At 64.1% G+C, this 15,576-nt stretch carries 17 protein-coding genes; 9 read left to right on the top strand and 8 right to left on the bottom strand.

Going from position 1 to position 15,576, the window contains the following annotated elements; all coding sequences use genetic code 11:
- Positions 1-63: 63 nt before the first annotated feature.
- The 4 genes from GGD65_RS16290 to GGD65_RS16305 are packed head-to-tail and all read right to left on the bottom strand — an operon-like array spanning position 64 to position 2,149.
- The gene (locus GGD65_RS16290; protein WP_018319997.1) at positions 64-645 is read right to left on the bottom strand and encodes a TIGR00645 family protein; all 582 of its coding nucleotides are present in this window, start codon (positions 643-645) and stop codon (positions 64-66) included.
- Positions 646-678: 33 nt separating this feature from the next.
- Positions 679-1,314, bottom strand: coding sequence for a TerC family protein (locus tag GGD65_RS16295; RefSeq protein ID WP_018319996.1), 636 nt, complete (start codon positions 1,312-1,314; stop codon positions 679-681).
- Positions 1,311-1,673, bottom strand: coding sequence for a hypothetical protein (locus GGD65_RS16300; RefSeq protein ID WP_183235909.1), 363 nt, complete (start codon positions 1,671-1,673; stop codon positions 1,311-1,313). The genes GGD65_RS16295 and GGD65_RS16300 overlap by 4 nt, the downstream gene beginning before the upstream one ends.
- Before the next feature lie 2 nt (positions 1,674-1,675).
- Complete coding sequence (locus GGD65_RS16305; protein WP_183235910.1) at positions 1,676-2,149, bottom strand: tellurite resistance TerB family protein; 474 nt, start codon at positions 2,147-2,149, stop codon at positions 1,676-1,678.
- Positions 2,150-2,648: 499 nt separating this feature from the next.
- Here GGD65_RS16305 and GGD65_RS16310 point away from each other — a divergent pair, with 499 nt between their 5' ends.
- The 3 genes from GGD65_RS16310 (at position 2,649) to GGD65_RS16320 (ending at position 4,974) form a co-directional block, all read left to right on the top strand.
- The gene (locus tag GGD65_RS16310; RefSeq protein ID WP_183236118.1) at positions 2,649-3,476 is read left to right on the top strand and encodes a class II glutamine amidotransferase; all 828 of its coding nucleotides are present in this window, start codon (positions 2,649-2,651) and stop codon (positions 3,474-3,476) included.
- A 19-nt stretch (positions 3,477-3,495) separates the two neighbouring features.
- Positions 3,496-4,725: a carboxylate-amine ligase gene (locus GGD65_RS16315; RefSeq protein ID WP_018319992.1), complete on the top strand. Its 1,230-nt coding sequence runs from the start codon at positions 3,496-3,498 to the stop codon at positions 4,723-4,725.
- Positions 4,726-4,788: 63 nt separating this feature from the next.
- Positions 4,789-4,974, top strand: a complete 186-nt coding sequence (locus tag GGD65_RS16320; RefSeq protein ID WP_018319991.1) for a hypothetical protein — start codon at positions 4,789-4,791, stop codon at positions 4,972-4,974.
- A gap of 13 nt (positions 4,975-4,987) precedes the next feature.
- Here the strand turns inward: GGD65_RS16320 and GGD65_RS16325 are convergent, their stop codons facing one another.
- A complete protein-coding gene (locus GGD65_RS16325; RefSeq protein WP_246783299.1) occupies positions 4,988-5,296 on the bottom strand; it encodes a hypothetical protein in 309 nt (102 codons plus the stop codon).
- 378 nt (positions 5,297-5,674) lie between these two features.
- On the opposite strand from GGD65_RS16325, the gene GGD65_RS16330 reads away from it, so the two are divergent.
- Entirely contained in the window at positions 5,675-6,814 is a 1,140-nt protein-coding gene (locus GGD65_RS16330) for a hypothetical protein (protein ID WP_183235911.1), read from the top strand.
- An 8-nt stretch (positions 6,815-6,822) separates the two neighbouring features.
- Here the strand turns inward: GGD65_RS16330 and gor are convergent, their stop codons facing one another.
- From gor to rpiA, 3 genes are read right to left on the bottom strand one after another with little or no spacing between them, the layout of a single operon-like run.
- Entirely contained in the window at positions 6,823-8,211 is a 1,389-nt protein-coding gene (gor, locus tag GGD65_RS16335; protein WP_183235912.1) for a glutathione-disulfide reductase, read from the bottom strand.
- A 46-nt stretch (positions 8,212-8,257) separates the two neighbouring features.
- Positions 8,258-8,800 carry a DUF2059 domain-containing protein gene (locus GGD65_RS16340; protein ID WP_092252385.1) on the bottom strand — a complete coding sequence of 181 codons (543 nt, stop codon included), beginning with the start codon at positions 8,798-8,800 and terminating at the stop codon, positions 8,258-8,260.
- Between the two features lie 2 nt (positions 8,801-8,802).
- A complete protein-coding gene (rpiA, locus tag GGD65_RS16345) occupies positions 8,803-9,516 on the bottom strand; it encodes a ribose-5-phosphate isomerase RpiA (protein WP_092253038.1) in 714 nt (237 codons plus the stop codon).
- 168 nt (positions 9,517-9,684) lie between these two features.
- Here rpiA and GGD65_RS16350 point away from each other — a divergent pair, with 168 nt between their 5' ends.
- The 5 genes from GGD65_RS16350 (at position 9,685) to GGD65_RS16370 (ending at position 15,560) form a co-directional block, all read left to right on the top strand.
- Positions 9,685-10,359 carry an HAD family hydrolase gene (locus GGD65_RS16350; RefSeq protein ID WP_183235913.1) on the top strand — a complete coding sequence of 225 codons (675 nt, stop codon included), beginning with the start codon at positions 9,685-9,687 and terminating at the stop codon, positions 10,357-10,359.
- Between the two features lie 340 nt (positions 10,360-10,699).
- Positions 10,700-11,719 carry a GTP 3',8-cyclase MoaA gene (moaA, locus tag GGD65_RS16355; protein WP_183235914.1) on the top strand — a complete coding sequence of 340 codons (1,020 nt, stop codon included), beginning with the start codon at positions 10,700-10,702 and terminating at the stop codon, positions 11,717-11,719.
- Positions 11,720-11,888: 169 nt separating this feature from the next.
- The gene (locus GGD65_RS16360) at positions 11,889-12,470 is read left to right on the top strand and encodes a TRAP transporter small permease subunit (RefSeq protein WP_092252375.1); all 582 of its coding nucleotides are present in this window, start codon (positions 11,889-11,891) and stop codon (positions 12,468-12,470) included.
- A 26-nt stretch (positions 12,471-12,496) separates the two neighbouring features.
- Positions 12,497-14,152: a TRAP transporter large permease subunit gene (locus GGD65_RS16365; RefSeq protein ID WP_183231566.1), complete on the top strand. Its 1,656-nt coding sequence runs from the start codon at positions 12,497-12,499 to the stop codon at positions 14,150-14,152.
- A 118-nt stretch (positions 14,153-14,270) separates the two neighbouring features.
- Positions 14,271-15,560 (top strand): M20/M25/M40 family metallo-hydrolase, encoded by a 1,290-nt coding sequence (locus GGD65_RS16370; RefSeq protein ID WP_183235915.1) that lies wholly within the window; start codon positions 14,271-14,273, stop codon positions 15,558-15,560.
- The last annotated feature ends 16 nt before the right edge of the window (positions 15,561-15,576 follow it).

Below are 15,576 nucleotides of genomic sequence, written 5' to 3' on the forward strand. Positions count from 1 at the left end.
CGATCGGACGATCAGGCGGGCTCAGGATTGGCCGCTCGGGAGGTTATCAGACGGCCAGGTTCGTCAGCCGTGGCCGGCCTCCTTGCGATGGCCGTTGTCGCTGAGCCGGTCGACCCAGGCGATGCCGATCGCCGAGACGATGAAGGTCATGTGGATCAGCACCTGCCACATCACGCCGGTCTCGGTGAAATTGCTGCGCGTCGTGCCGAGATTGCCGGCCTCGATGAAGGTCCTGAGCAACGAGATCGAGGAGATGCCGATGATCGCCATCGCGAGCTTGATCTTGAGCACGCTGGCATTGACATGGCTCAGCCATTCCGGCTCGTCGGGATGGCCGGTCAGGTTCAGGCGGGACACGAAGGTCTCGTAGCCGCCGACGATCACCATGATCAGAAGGTTCGAGATCATGACGACGTCGATCAGCCCGAGCACGACCAGCATGATCTGCTGCTCGCTGGCGTCGAACGAGTGGGCGACCAGATGCCAGAGCTCCTTCAGGAACAGCAGCACATAGACGGCCTGCGCGACGATCAGGCCGACATAGAGCGGCACTTGCAGCCAACGCGAGCCAAAGATGAGCTGCGCAAACAGGCCTAGGCGCGGCGGCTCGCCTTGCGCCGAAGGTGCTTTGGGTTCGGACGTCATGAATTACTCCGGATTGCGGAAAGAGTTGTCGCCTCAGAGACTCGCGATGACAGGCGCGAGCTCGAGCGAGCCCCGATAGATCATCTCGAAGGCGACGTAAATGATGATGGCGAGGCCGACATAGGCGACCCAGCGATGCTTCTGGAGCACGCGGCCAAGCAGATCGGCGGCAACGCCCATCATCGCCACCGACAGCAACAGCCCGAAGACGAGAATGTAGGGATGCTCGCGCGCGGCGCCCGCGACCGCGAGCACGTTGTCCAGCGACATCGAGACGTCGGCGGCGACGATCTGCACCGCAGCCTGACCGAAGGTCTTTCGCTGCACGGTCGCACCATCCGCGCCGCCGCCATGGCTGAACGCCAGCTGCCCCCCATGCGACTGCTCGCGCAGCTCGCGCCACATCTTCCAGCACACCCAGAGCAGCAGCACGCCGCCGGCAAGCAACAGGCCGATGACCTGCAGCAGCTGGGTCGCAACGCCGGCGAAGACGATGCGCAGTACCGTGGCGGCGGCGATACCGACGATGATGGCGCGGCGGCGCTGTTTGGCCGGAAGTCCCGCTGCGGCGAGGCCGATGACGACGGCATTGTCGCCGGCGAGAACGAGGTCGATCAGGACGACTTGAAGCAGCGCAGTGAGCGCTTCGGGCGTGATGAATTCAGTCATGATCGATCATTTTTCGATGCGGATGGATCGAGCCAATGCGGCTTCTTCCGCTCGACCCAATCCAGGACCTTCGAACGTGAGGAGCGCAACGCAGGCACGTCCTCGGCAAGCAGCGCGAGACCGAGCGGCAGCATCCAGACGCCGAGGATCGGAAGGAAGGAAAGCACGCCGCCCACAATGAGGAGCGCGCCCGATGGAATTCTGACCCAGCGGTTCGACGGCTTGAGCAGATAGGTGACCGTGTCACCCATACGGGGCGGCAGCCGATCGACGAGCTTTTCGAGGCGCGGGTCGCCGCCGGCCATTTCGCTGGCGGGACTTGCGGCTTCACTCGTACGCTCGTGCGATGCTGCGCTCATGCTTACTCCTCTGTGGCCATCTGCCGTTCGGTGCGCCCTTGACCCGACGTGACCGGCTTCGCGCGCGGCAGCACCAGCGTCAGCAAGCGCAACAATTTGATCGCCTGCACTTCGTGGGGATGGACGTCCTCATCCGCCGCAGCCACCCGCTCCGACAGCTCAATCAAATGGGACGACAGCGGCAAGCTCGAAACCGGCCGCAGCGTGTCGATCACGACATTGGCAAAATCCGGTTCCTCGAGCCGTTCGGCGAGCTCATCGAACATCGCATAGAGCCGTTCGTCCGAGATGTGCGGCGCCAGCTTGCGATCCTTGATGAAACGGATCACCTCGTCGCGCTCGACCGGCGAAACCCGCCGGTCGGCAACCGCAACCAGCGCGCCCACGATCACCAGCGCAACCGCGGCCTGCTCGTTCAGGCTGGACGGTTCCGTGATTTCGATTTCGATCGGATTTGAATGCTTGGCGTCAGTCATCGTTGCTCCTCAATGTTGCGAAATGGCCGCACGGAGCTGCGATGGGGACGAATGGTCGGAGAGAACGTACAGAGGCCCGACGATCGGCCGATCCATCGCATTCGCGCGGGACAGGTCATCCGACATCACGAGGTTTGCCGACGAACGTCGGCGTCCTCGCCAGAGGGGCCCGGATTCTTGTTCGTGTCAGAGATAAAGGTGGGTCCGTCGGAATCAAGGCGAGATGACTGCGACCAGCCGCCGCATCGGTTCCGCGGTCGTGCACTTCGTTAAGCACGTCGCGCTCGGTGTCCCGGACGCGATGCAACGCGTAGCGCTGCTGCGCAGAGCCGGGACCCAGATGGCGCACCCAACCTTATGGGCTCCGGCTCAGCAGTGCGCCGCCAAGAGGCGCTGCACTGCGGCCGGGGCAGGCCCTCGGCGCCGGGAACATCGCCTCGGCGGGTGTGTTGGTGCAACTCAGCACGCATTGTCTGACAGGAAGCCGCAAGGAACTCCCATGTGCCGCTGGATCGCATACCGGGGCGAGACCACCTCGTTTGGGCCTTACGTCACCGAGCCCGAACATTCGCTGGTCGCGCAGAGCATCCGCTCGCTGCAATCCACCGCGGGCTCGAATGGCGACGGCTTTGGTCTCGGCTGGTACGGCGAGCATCCGGAGCCCGGCCTTTACCGCGAGACCCGCCCAGCCTGGTCGGACGAAAACCTGCGCTATCTCTGCCGACATCTGCGCTCGCATTTGTTCTTTGCCCATGTGCGCGCCGCCACCGGCACGGCGGTGACGCGGCAGAATTGCCATCCCTTTGCCTGCGGCCACTGGATGTTCATGCACAACGGATTCGTCGGGAGCTGGAATCGGCTGCGGCGCAAGGTCGAGGCGCTGATCCCCGATGCCTATTATCCATCGCGGCTGGGCACGACCGACTCGGAGGCTGTGTTCCTGGCGATGATGGGTGCCGGGCTCGACAGCGATCCGCTTCAAGCGACGCGGCGCGTGCTGCACGCCCTCGTCGGCCTCGTCAACGAGGGGCAGCTGCGCGAACGGCTGCGCTTCACCAGTGCGATCGCGAACGGCCGGGATCTCTATGCGTTTCGCGTTGCGGTCAACGACGCCGCAAACACGCTGTATTACCGGGAGGACGGCGGCCAGGTCATCGTCGTGTCCGAACCCTTCGACAAGGAATCGGATTGGTCCGAAGTGCCGCCAAATCACGCGCTGATCGCGCGCGCGTCCGAAAACGTGAAGATTGTTCCGTTCGACGTTGCAATTTCCGGTGAGTGCGACGCGGAACCCGCCCCCGTCAGACGGATTATCGCCCGCAGGTGATGCCTATGCCGGGTGGCCAATGACATCTACTTCAGACGTTTTGAAACTGCTGCGCCTCGATTCCTCGGGTGACAGGCAGCACCTGGTCATTCGCTCTGCCGGCGGCGGGGCCAAGGCGGCTGAGTATTCCTTCGGCATCGAGGAGGAGTACTTCCTGGCGGACCGCCGCAGCTTCGAGGTCGCCATTCAAACTCCGAACGAGCTGTTCGAATCGGCGAATTGGTCGACCGGCGGCCAGGCCATGCGGGAGATGCTGCAATCCCAGCTCGAGGTCGCCACCAACGTTCACGTCGACGTCAACGACGCCCGCGAAGAGCTTCGCTTCCTGCGGCGCGAAGTCGCGAACGTCGCCGCGCAATATGGTTTCGTGATCATGGCCTGCGGCACGCACCCGACCGCGGTCTGGCGCATGTCGCAGCCGAGCCCGAAACCGCGCTATGAGGAGATGATCGAGGATCTGCGCAGCATCGGCCACCGCAACATGATGTGCGGCATGCATGTGCACGTCCAGCTTCCCGATCCCGAGAAGCGCATGGCGGTGATGCGGGCGATGCTGCCGCATCTGCCGCTGTTCATCGCGCTGTCCGCGTCCTCCCCGTTCTGGAATTCGCACAAGACCGGGCTGAAGGGCTACCGTCTCGCCGCCTATTCCGAGCTGCCGCGCACCGGCCTGCCCGAACTGTTCGAGAGCCGGCAGGACTACGACGACTATGTCGGCGCGCTGCAGCGCTCCGGCGTCATTCCCGACGAGAGCCACATCTGGTGGGCGATGCGCCCGTCGATGCGGCACCCCACCCTCGAGCTTCGGGCGCCCGATACCTGCACCTTCGTCGACGATGCCGTCGCCATCGCCTCGCTCTATCGCTGCCTGACGCGCCGCCTCTATCTGCGACCGGATCTGTCCAAGGGGGTCACCGCGGTCGAACGCGCAATTGCGGTTGAGAATAAATGGCGCGCCCAGCGCTACGGCACCGATTGCATCTTCGCCTCCAGAGACGGACCGGTCACGATCTCGGAGATGCTCTCCCGAATCATCGACGACACTACCGAGGACGCCGACGCACTGGGCTGCGCCGCCGAGATCGAGCATTGCCGGGTCATTGTGGACCGCGGCAGCTCGGCCGAATTCCAGCTTCGCGCCTATCGCGAAAACGGCGACGACATCGCAGCCGTGTCACGATGGATCGCTACATCGACGATCTCAGGAACCAGCGCGCCGATCGGGCGCAGCGCTCCAGCGCCGTCATAGCGCCCGCGCAAGCTTCCCGGACGAGAACGTCATTTCTGAATTTGCTACGCCGTGGGGGAATGCATGACTGACATCGCCTGGTGCGCCGGTTGCGGCCACAGCCTGGTCCCGATCCTGTCCGAGAACGGCCGCGCGCGGCCAAGCTGCTTCTGGTGCGAGGGCGTCGACGCCCGGACCATGGAGATGGCAAAGTGGGCTGACAGCCCGGCCGGCAAGCCGGATCGGGCCGCGCCTCACGCTTTTGATTGAGCCGCCCTCTGCGTCAAACCCGCGCCACCACGCGCGGACGGAACACGGAATCCGCGGTCGGCGAAAGAGCCGTGACCGGCTTTCGCGTCGGCCGGCGCCGCGGGATGAAGAAATTGTTCACGAGGATCGGCTCGTGATCGCCGAGCGCGATCCGCTCCTTCGCGAGCAGGCTCATGACCGAGCGCATCTTGATGACTTCCTGCGCCACGAAGCTGCAATCCTCGTCGCGGTTGATCTGCTCATGCATGATCGCTTCGGCTTCGCGCATGCTGACGCGGAGCGCTCTGATGGTTCTGCGAATTTCGCTGATACGGTTGTCCATGGCTGCCTCCATCTCGGTCGCAGCATAAGAACAAAACGTGAACAATCTGTCAATCGCCGCCCTGCCCGGTCGCGACGTTTTCGCTAAATCCCCAAGGCGCCATCGGACCGATCCGGCACCGCCGCCGCTGCACGCGCACTCGCGGGGCTTGCCGACAAATTAGACAGGTCCCCTCACTGCGCCGGACGCGCGCATCCCCAGCACGCGTCCGACCAGCAGAACAAGCCGTCGATCTAACCTCCCGTGCAACCACCGGATTTTTCCTGAACGGGCACGCCGGCATCGCGGCGCCAGGCCCGCTTGCTGCTTCGCAAACCAACTGGCCCAAAATTCGCAATGACGGTGCAAGCGAAGCAACGGCGCAGAGCGGAGAACGTCATGAACGTGCATGCTGCGGGCGATCTCAAGACGACCGGCCTCACCCATCCGAATGGCGCGCCGCTCCGCCTCAACACGCAGGACTTCATCGCGATCGATCGCGATCGGAATGCGAAGTTCGAGGCGACGTATCGCCCGCAAGCGCTCTACAATCGCGCCAATGAAGGCTTTCACGCCAACAACGAAACCTTCCTGCTCCACGAAGTCGCGACCAATCTGCCGATCTACCGTCCCGACACCGGTCCCACCGACTTCCATCTGCATCTGCCGCCCGGCGGCTTTCAGCTCGTGCTGGTCACCTCGGGCGCTTTCACCTTCGACTATGACGGGCGCTTCTACAATGTCGGACCCGGCGCGGTGATGCTGCAAAGCGCGATCGTGCATCGCCAGCTGTTCTACACCTGGTCGGGTTTGCCAACCGAAGAGAATTTGAAGACGCCGCAGACGGTGGTGCCGGATCCGGTCTCGATGGGCTATTCGGGCAAATTCCTCGAAGCCTTCATCACCGATCCCACCACCTTTCCGAATCCCACCATCGTCGGCCCCGATCAGATCAACGAAGCCGAAACGCCGCGCGTGGCCTGGAGCCATCCGTTGCACGATCGCCCGGCCAATGCCGGCTTCTGGCTTCAGGATCCGCTGGCGCTGGATGCACTGTTCAAGCCGCTTGGCGACGGCTCGATCAAATCGGCGCTGCCGGTTTACGTGCGCGATATCGGCATCGAGGCGCCGAGCGGCCAGCTCGTCACCGGCCACATCATCGCAACAGATCCGCGCGGCCGGTCGCTCCTGCCGAAGAGCACATCGGCATCCGCGGACGCCGCCTCGTTCGCCAAGGGCGAGGTCGTGATCTATCGCGTCATTCGCGGCACGGCCGAATTCAGGAACAAGGCCGGCGAGACCTTCGAGCTCGCGGCCGGCGACGTCGTGACCGCAGGCAAGAGCTCGATCAGCCTCATTGCGGTCGGCGAGAACACGCAGGTGCTTCGGCTCGGCCTTCTCAAGGGTATCGACGACCTTCGCGGCTGGACGCCGACGCAGCGCGACGAGATCGACGGTCTCGCCGGCCAGATCATCACGCAGAAGGACATTCGTCCGCTGCGCACCGATGGCAAGCCTGTCGGATATCTCTACGCTTAGGAGACGCTCTACTCCGCGGCCTGGCGCACGTGGCGCGCGGTCGGGGTGCGCATGGTGACGAGCTCTTCGGCTGCGGTCGGATGCAGCGCGATGGTCGCGTCGAAATCAGCCTTGGTCGCCTTCATCTTCACCGCGATCGCGACGGCTTGCGTGATCTCGGCGGCGGCATCGCCGACGATGTGGCAGCCGAGCACGCGATCGGTCGAGCCGTCGACCACGAGCTTCATCAGCACGCGGGTGTCGCGGCCGGACATCGTCGCCTTGATCGGGCGGAACGAGGTCTTGTAGATGTCGACGTGACTGAACTGCGCGCGCGCCTCAGTCTCGGTGAGACCAACGGTGCCGACCTCGGGCTGCGAGAACACCGCCGTCGGGATGTTGGCGTGGTCGACCTTCACCTCGCGCTTGCCGAACACGGTGTCGGCGAAGGCGTGGCCTTCGCGGATCGCGACCGGCGTCAGGTTGAAGCGATGGGTGACGTCGCCGATCGCATAGATGCTGTCGACCGAGCTCCTGGAGAAATGGTCGACCGCGATACCGCCATTGTTCGGGTTGATGGCGACACCGGCGTTCTCCAGCCCGAGATTGGCGACAGCCGGATGGCGGCCGATGGCGAACATCACCTGCTCCGAGGCGATGCTCGATCCGTTCGACAGATGCGTGGTGAATTCATCGCCGTGGCGGTCGACCTTGCTCACCGTGCAGCCGGTGAGAATGGTGATGCCCTGCTTCTCCATCTCGGCACGAACGTGGGTCCGGACATCCTCGTCAAAACCGCGGAGGATGTTGTCGCCGCGATAGATCACGGTGACGTCGGAGCCGAAGCCGGCGAAGATGCCGGCGAATTCCAGCGCGATGTAGCCGCCGCCCTGGATCACGATCCGCTTCGGCAGCCTCGCAAGGTGGAACGCCTCGTTGGAGGAGATCACGTGCTCGATGCCGGGAATCGATGTGCCGTGGTTGGGCGCGCCGCCGGTGGCGATCAGGATGTATCTTGCGGTGATCTTGCGGTCGTTTTCGAGCAGACGCACGGTGTGCTTGTCCTCGATCACCGCGCGGCTCTTGACGATCTGCGCGCCTGACTTCTCGACATTGGCGGTGTAGGCCGCCTCCAGCCGCGCGATCTCCTTGTCCTTGTTGGCGATCAGCGTCGGCCAGTCGAAGCTGGCGGGCGGAACGGTCCAGCCGAAACCTGCGGCGTCCTCGAGCTCGTGGCGAAAATGCGAGCCGATCACGAACAGCTTCTTCGGCACGCAGCCGCGGATCACGCAGGTCCCGCCCATGCGGTACTCTTCCGCGATCGTCACGCGGGCGCCGTAGCCCGCCGCGATGCGGGCGGCACGCACGCCGCCCGAGCCGCCACCGATGACGAAGAGGTCGACGTCGAATTCAGCCATTGTCCACTCCGACCCCTGTCAGGAATTCCTGATCAGATAGTGTCTGTCAGATCTCCTTGCCACGCTTGCGCATCTCGGCGCGGAAGGCTCCCATCACGGTCTCGGCGAAGTTCTGGGCCCAGGAGTTCATGAAGGCCATGGACAGGCCGATGGCGCGCGGCTCGGCGTCGATCAGCTTCTTGCCCAGCGGCGACTTGTAGAAGGTGACGAGATCCTTCAGCTCCTGCTCGGTGAACTCGCTGGCGTAGATCTGCGCCATGCCTTCGCCGATCTCGTTCTGGCGGCCTTGCAGCTGTTGGGCGACGATCGGGGCGACCTCGTTGAGGTCCTTCTGGTAGTTGAGGTTCTGCTGGGTCAGCGCGATCTTGGTCTTCTCGACCAGACCAGGCACTGCGCCCGCGTACATCGCGGTGGCGTTCTTGATCTGCAGGATCTCCCTCGCCGCCGCGATCGCCGCAGGCGAGGCCTTGGGCTGGGCGGGTGCGGCGCCAGCCTTGGGCGCAGCCTGCTGCGCGGCGGCCGGGACGACCGAGAGGGCCAGTCCCACAGCGAGGGTCGCAGCCGGCAAAAATCTCAAAACGCTCTTCATTCCTAGTCTCCTTTCGGCTTACGCCGTTCAATCACGCGAATTCCCTCGCCGCCCGCCAGAACAGCCGAGCTGGCCAAGCCGATGAACAACCCATGTTCGACCACGCCGGGAATCGCGCTCAACGCGCTGGCGAGGCCGGCAGGATCCCCGATCTGTCCGAGCTGGGCATCGACGATCCAGTGGCCGCCGTCGGTGACGAAAACGTGGCCTTCCTTGGCCTTGCGGACTGCCATTTGCCCGGAAACGCCGCATTCGGCAAATGCCTTCTCGATCGCCCGGCGCGTCGCGCCGAGCCCGAACGGGATGACCTCGACCGGCAGCGGAAAGCGGCCGAGCGTCGGCACCCATTTGGTGTCATCCGCAATCACGATCATGCGATCCGAGGCCGCCGCCACGATCTTCTCGCGCAGCAGCGCGCCGCCGCCGCCCTTGATCAGGTTGAGCGCCGGATCGATTTCGTCGGCGCCGTCGATGGTGATGTCGAGATGGTCGATCTCGTCAAGCGTGGTCAGCGGCACGCCGCACCGCACAGCATCGAGGCGAGTCGCCTCCGAGGTCGGCACGCCGATCACCTTGAGCCCGGCGGCGACGCGCTCGCCGAGCAGCTCGACGAAATGCTTGGCGGTCGAGCCGGTGCCGAGCCCGAGCTGCATGCCGTCCCGCACCTCCTCGAGCGCGCGCGCCGCAGCCTGTCGCTTCAACTGGTCCATATTCACGTTTGCGCCCACCTCTCAAGTCTCGAACATGCCGCCGATCGTGGCCGCTTTCGGCGGCCTATGTAGCCTCGTTTTCCGCCGGAGAACAGGGTCTGGGAACCAGGCTATAAGCTGAACTTATGGCGCCGCCCCTTGCACTGACCTGACCGGGCCGGTAGCGCTTGGACCATGACCTCCCCTCACACCATCGTCTTCGATCTCGACGGCACGCTTGTGGATACGGCGCCCGACCTGATCACCGCGCTGAACCACGTGCTCGACCGCGAAGGGCTGCCGCCCGTGCCGATGGCCACGGCCCGCAACATGATCGGCGCCGGCGCCCGCAAGCTGATCGAGCGGGGGCTGGAGGCCGAGGGCCGCACCGTCACCCCCGCCGACATGGACCGGATGACCGCGGATTTCATCGCCTATTACGCCGATCACATCGCCGTCGAATCCCGCCCCTTCGAGGGGCTCGAGGCCGCGCTGGACCATTTTTCCGCGCAAGGCCATCGCCTCGCCGTCTGCACCAACAAGCTGGAATGGCTGTCGAAGCGGCTGCTGGACGAGCTCGACCTCAGTCGCCGCTTCGCGGCGATCTGCGGCGCGGACACCTTTGGCGTCCAGAAGCCCGACCCGACCATCTTTCGTGAAACGGTGGCGCGGGCCGGCGGTGCGGTCAAAGCCAGCATCATGGTCGGCGATGCCGGAACCGATGTCGGGGTGGCCCGCCGCGCCGGGGTGCCGGTGATCGGCGTCAGTTTTGGCTATACCGACGTGCCGATCGCCGAGCTGAAGCCGGACCGGCTGATCCATCACATGCGTGACCTGCCGGCCGCCGCCAGCAGCCTGATGATGACATGACCTCATCAAGATACTGATATCGCTACGGTATTCCGCGAGACCCCGCACTAACCATCCACGCAGCCCGCCGGTTGCCTGCCCCAGACGACGCTCCTAAGGTCCGGCCCGGGGTTATGTGGCGGTTTGTCGCAGACGAAGTGGATGGCTCAAGCGTCGTGTCATCGCGGTTGCGCTAGCCGGAGCCAGCCTATTGCGAGCGGCAAGTCTTGGTGGCTGCTCCGGCAGGCGTTGATCTACGTATACCACCCGATTGTCCTCGTCGCGTCCGATGCTTAGATTGGGTGCCGAGCACCGCTGAAGCCAAGGTGCACCCGTCGCCGTTAGTGACAAGGCCTCTCGCATGAACGGATCCGCCGCGCTGTCCACCCCGATGACCGATCCGTTCGGGCGGACCATCAGCTATTTGCGCGTTTCCGTCACCGATCGCTGCGACCTGCGCTGCTTCTACTGCATGTCGGAAGACATGACGTTCCTGCCCAAAGCGAACCTGTTGACGCTGGAGGAACTCGACCGGCTCTGCTCGGCCTTCATCGCCAAGGGCGTCAAGAAGCTGCGGCTCACCGGTGGCGAGCCGCTGGTCCGGCGCAACGTGATGACGCTGGTCCGCTCGCTGTCGCGGCATCTGTCGAGCGGCGCCCTGAACGAGCTGACGCTGACCACCAACGGCACCCAGCTGGCGAAACACGCAAGCGAGCTCGCCGATTGTGGCGTGCGCCGCATCAACGTCTCGCTCGATACGCTCGATCCCAAGAAGTTTCGCGAGATCACCCGCTGGGGCGAGATCGACAAGGTGCTGGAAGGCATCGAGGCCGCGCGCGGCGCGGGACTTGCCGTGAAGATCAACGCGGTGGCGCTGAAGAACCTCAACGAGGACGAGCTTCCCGACCTGATGCGCTGGGCCCACGGCAAGGGCATGGGCCTGACGCTGATCGAGGTCATGCCGATGGGCGAGATCGGCTCGGGCCGCATCGACCAGTACCTGCCGCTGTCGCTGGTGCGCGCGCGCCTCGCCCAGCAATTCACGCTGACGGATTTAGCGGAGAGCACCGGAGGTCCGGCCCGCTATGTCAGCGTCACCGAGACCGGCGGCAAGCTCGGCTTCATCACGCCGATGACGCATAATTTCTGCGAATCCTGCAACCGGGTTCGTATTACCTGCACGGGAACGCTGCACACCTGTCTCGGCCACGAGGATGCCTCCGATCTGCGCAAACCTCTGCGTGCATCCGATGACGACATGCTGCTTGCGGATGCGATCGACCGCGCCATCGGACTGAAGCCCAAGGGCCACGACTTCATCATCGACCGCCGCCACGATCGCCCCAGCGTCTCCAGGCACATGAGCGTCACCGGCGGCTAACTCCGTACAACTCCGGCCTTATTCCCCTTAACTATCAACAAACTTCCGATTGACTGGCGGCACGGCCGCTGGTTTGGTGCGGCAGCCTCATGCCTGCGCGGCGAGACAAGCCACGCGCCCGCTTCGGCGCAGTCAAGACGGCCGGGGCACCATCGGGGAGGACCTATCGTTGCAAGCGCTCCTGAAGCTGAGCCAAAGGATTGACGCGTTCACACGCTGGACGGGCAAACGCCTGGCGTGGCTGATCGTGGCCGCCGTCATCATCTCGGCGGTCAATGCGATCGTCCGCAAGACGTTCGACACGTCCTCCAATTCGTGGCTCGAGCTGCAATGGGTGCTGTTCAGTATCGTGTTCCTGCTGTGCTCGCCCTGGACGCTGCTCGACAACGAGCATATCCGCATCGACATCGTGAACAACACGCTGCCGAAGACGGTCCGCAACCTCATCGACGTGGTCGGTCACCTGTTCTTCCTCATCCCGCTGTGCATCGTCATGATCATCACCGGCGTGCCGTTCTTCCAGCGCTCATTCCATATCAACGAGCAATCCGGCAACGCCGGCGGTCTGCCGCAATGGCCCGCCAAATCCCTGATCATGATCGGATTCGCATTCCTGCTCGTTCAAGCCATCTCCGAGCTGATCAAGCGAATTGCCGTCATGCGCGGAATGATTCCGGACCCGCATGAATCCCAGGTGTCGGCGCTGGAGGCGGAAGTCGAGCATCTCGTCGAAGCGATCGAGAAGAAGTAGCCGTTGGCGACGGTTTAGGGGAAATCATGACCGCGTTTATCATCGCCAATATGGCGCCCATCATGTTCGCGTCGCTGGTCGTCATGCTCTTGCTTGGCTACCCCGCGGCCTTCTCGCTCGGTGCCGTCGGCCTGTTCTACGCCATCGTCGGCATCGAGCTCGGCGAGTTCCGCCCGGACTTCCTCCAGGCTCTTCCGGAGCGCGTCTACGGCGTGATGAACAACGACACGCTGCTCGCCATTCCCTTCTTCACCTTCATGGGGCTTGTGCTGGAACGGTCTGGCATGGCCGAGGACCTGCTCGATACCATCGGCCAATTGTTCGGGACCATCCGCGGCGGCCTTGCCTATGCCGTGATCTTCGTCGGCGCGCTGCTCGCCGCAACGACGGGCGTGGTCGCCGCCTCCGTGATCTCGATGGGTCTGATCTCGCTGCCGATCATGCTGCGCTATGGCTATGACCGCCGCGTGGCCGCCGGCGTCATCGCCGCGTCCGGCACGCTCGCGCAGATCATTCCGCCCTCGCTCGTTCTGATCGTGATGGCCGACCAGCTCGGCAAGTCCGTCGGCGACATGTACGAGGGCGCCTTCATCCCCGGCCTCGTGCTCGCCGGCCTCTACGCCGGTTACGCCTTCCTCGTCAGCATGTTCTTCCCGAAGGCCACCCCGGGCCTGCCGAAGGAAGCCATCGGCTTCCGCGAGGAGAGTGGCAGCCGCGGCCTGGTCTCGCTCGGTATGCTGTTCCTCGCGAGCTGCGTGTTCGGTTGGTTCATGATGCGCAATTCGAACGTGCATGGTGCCGATTACGTCGTGCTCAGCATGTTCTGCGGCATCATCTTCGCCTTCGCCGTGGCCGTGGTGAACTGGGTCATCGACAAGCTCACCGGCTTCCGTTTCCTCTCGAAGATGGCGCAGCAGACCACCTTCGTCATGGTGCCGCCGCTATTCCTGATCTTCCTGGTGCTCGGCACGATCTTCATCGGCATCGCGACCCCGACCGAAGGCGGCGCGATGGGTGCCGCCGGCGCCCTCATCCTCGGTGCCGCGAAGCGGCGGCTGAGCTGGGACCTGATCCGGCAGGCCACGGAATCGACCGCCAAGCTGTCGGCTTTCGTCGTGTTCATCCTGGTCGGCGCCCGCGTGTTCTCGCTGACCTTCTACGGCGTCAACGGCCACGTCTGGGTCGAGCACCTGCTCACCTCCCTGCCCGGCGGCCAGGTCGGCTTCCTGATCTTCGTCAACGTCTTCGTGTTCGTGCTGGCCTTCTTCCTCGACTTCTTCGAGCTGGCCTTCATCGTGATCCCGCTGCTCGGACCTGCGGCCGAGCATCTCGGCATCGACCTGATCTGGTTCGGCGTCATTCTCGGCGTCAACATGCAGACCTCGTTCATGCATCCGCCGTTCGGCTTTGCGCTGTTCTATCTCCGCTCGGTCGCGCCGAAGGAGCGATACACCGATCGCGTCACCGGCAAGCGGATGGAACCGGTCACCACGGGCCAGATCTATTGGGGCGCGGTGCCATTCGTCGTCATCCAGATGATCATGGTCGGCCTGGTGATCGCGTTCCCGTCGATGGTCATGCATTACAAGGGCGTGCAGACCAACATCGATCCCAGCACCATCAAGATCGAGGTGCCGCAGATCGAGCTGCCGCCGCTGGATCTCGGACCGCCGTCGAAGTAGCGGCGGACGCCCCTCGCCGTCGTGCTCCGCTCAAGCGGCGCATGACGCGCGACGGCGCGCGTGACAAGCACCGGAAACGGAGGCATACCGGGCCATCCTCAGCCTATGGATGCCGCTCATGCCCCGATTGCACCCTGCTCCCTCGGTCCTTGGCCCGTTGATCGCCTCGCTCTGGCTGACCTGTGCCGCAACGATGGTGCGAGCCGAGCCGATTGCCGATGTTCACGTGCTGGCGCAAAAGGAGCAGCAGCCGCTGCTCGACACGCTGCGCGATCTCGTCAACATCGAATCCGGCAGCAAGGACATCGAAGGCCTGAACCAGATCGCCGAGCGCGTTGCCGGTCAGCTCAAGCAGCTCGGCGGCACGGTAGAGATCCTGCAACCCACCGATATCTATAGGCTCGATGACACGCCCGAGAAGATCGGACCAGCCGTGCACGCCACGTTCAAGGGCACGGGCAGCAAAAAGATCATGCTGATCGCCCACATGGACACGGTGTACCTGAAGGGCATGCTGAAGGATCAGCCGTTCCGCATCGACGGCGACAAGGCCTACGGCCTCGGCATCGCAGACGACAAGCAGGGCGTCGCGCTCATTCTCCATACCGTGGCGCTACTGCAAAAGCTGAGCTTCCGTGATTACGGCACGCTCACGGTGCTCACGAACGGCGACGAGGAGATCTCTTCGCCCGGCTGGCGCAGCACCATCACCAAATTCGCCTCGGATCAGGACGCGGTATTCTCGTTCGAAGGCGGCGGAATGGATGGCACGCTGCGCCTCGCCACCAGCGGCATCGGCTCGGCCTATCTCAGCGTGCAAGGCAAGTCGTCACATGCCGGCGCAAGGCCCGAGGGCGGCGTGAATGCGCTGTACGAGCTCTCGCACCAGGTTCTGCAGATGAAGGACCTTTCCAAGCCGGAGCAGGGCCTGAAGCTGAACTGGACGGTCTCCAAATCAGGCACCAACCGCAACGTGATCCCTGCCGACGCCACCGCCCAGGCCGATGCGCGTGCGCTCAAGGTGTCCGACTTCGACGAGTTGGAGAAGGCGCTGCAGGACAAGATCAAGAATCGCCTGCTGCCGGACTCCAAGGTCGCCCTCAAGTTCGAGGTGCGTCGCCCGCCGTTAGAGGCGAATGAGGCCTCGCGCCGCGTGGCGGCCTACGGCAAGACGATCTATGGGGAGATCGGCATGTCCCTCAAGGTCGACGAGAAGGCGACCGGCGGCGGGACCGACGCGGCATTTGCCGCGCTGAAGACCAGCGGAGCCGTGGTGGAGGGCATGGGCCTGTCGGGCTTCGGTGCGCACTCCAACGACGCCGAATATGTGCAGGTGGGCAGCATCGTGCCGCGGTTGTATCTGGCCACACGCATGATCATGGATCTGTCCACGGGCAAACTGAAGTAGCGACGGCCTTTCTTCT

The organism is Bradyrhizobium sp. CIR18 (assembly GCF_014198295.1).
Lineage (GTDB): Bacteria > Pseudomonadota > Alphaproteobacteria > Rhizobiales > Xanthobacteraceae > Bradyrhizobium.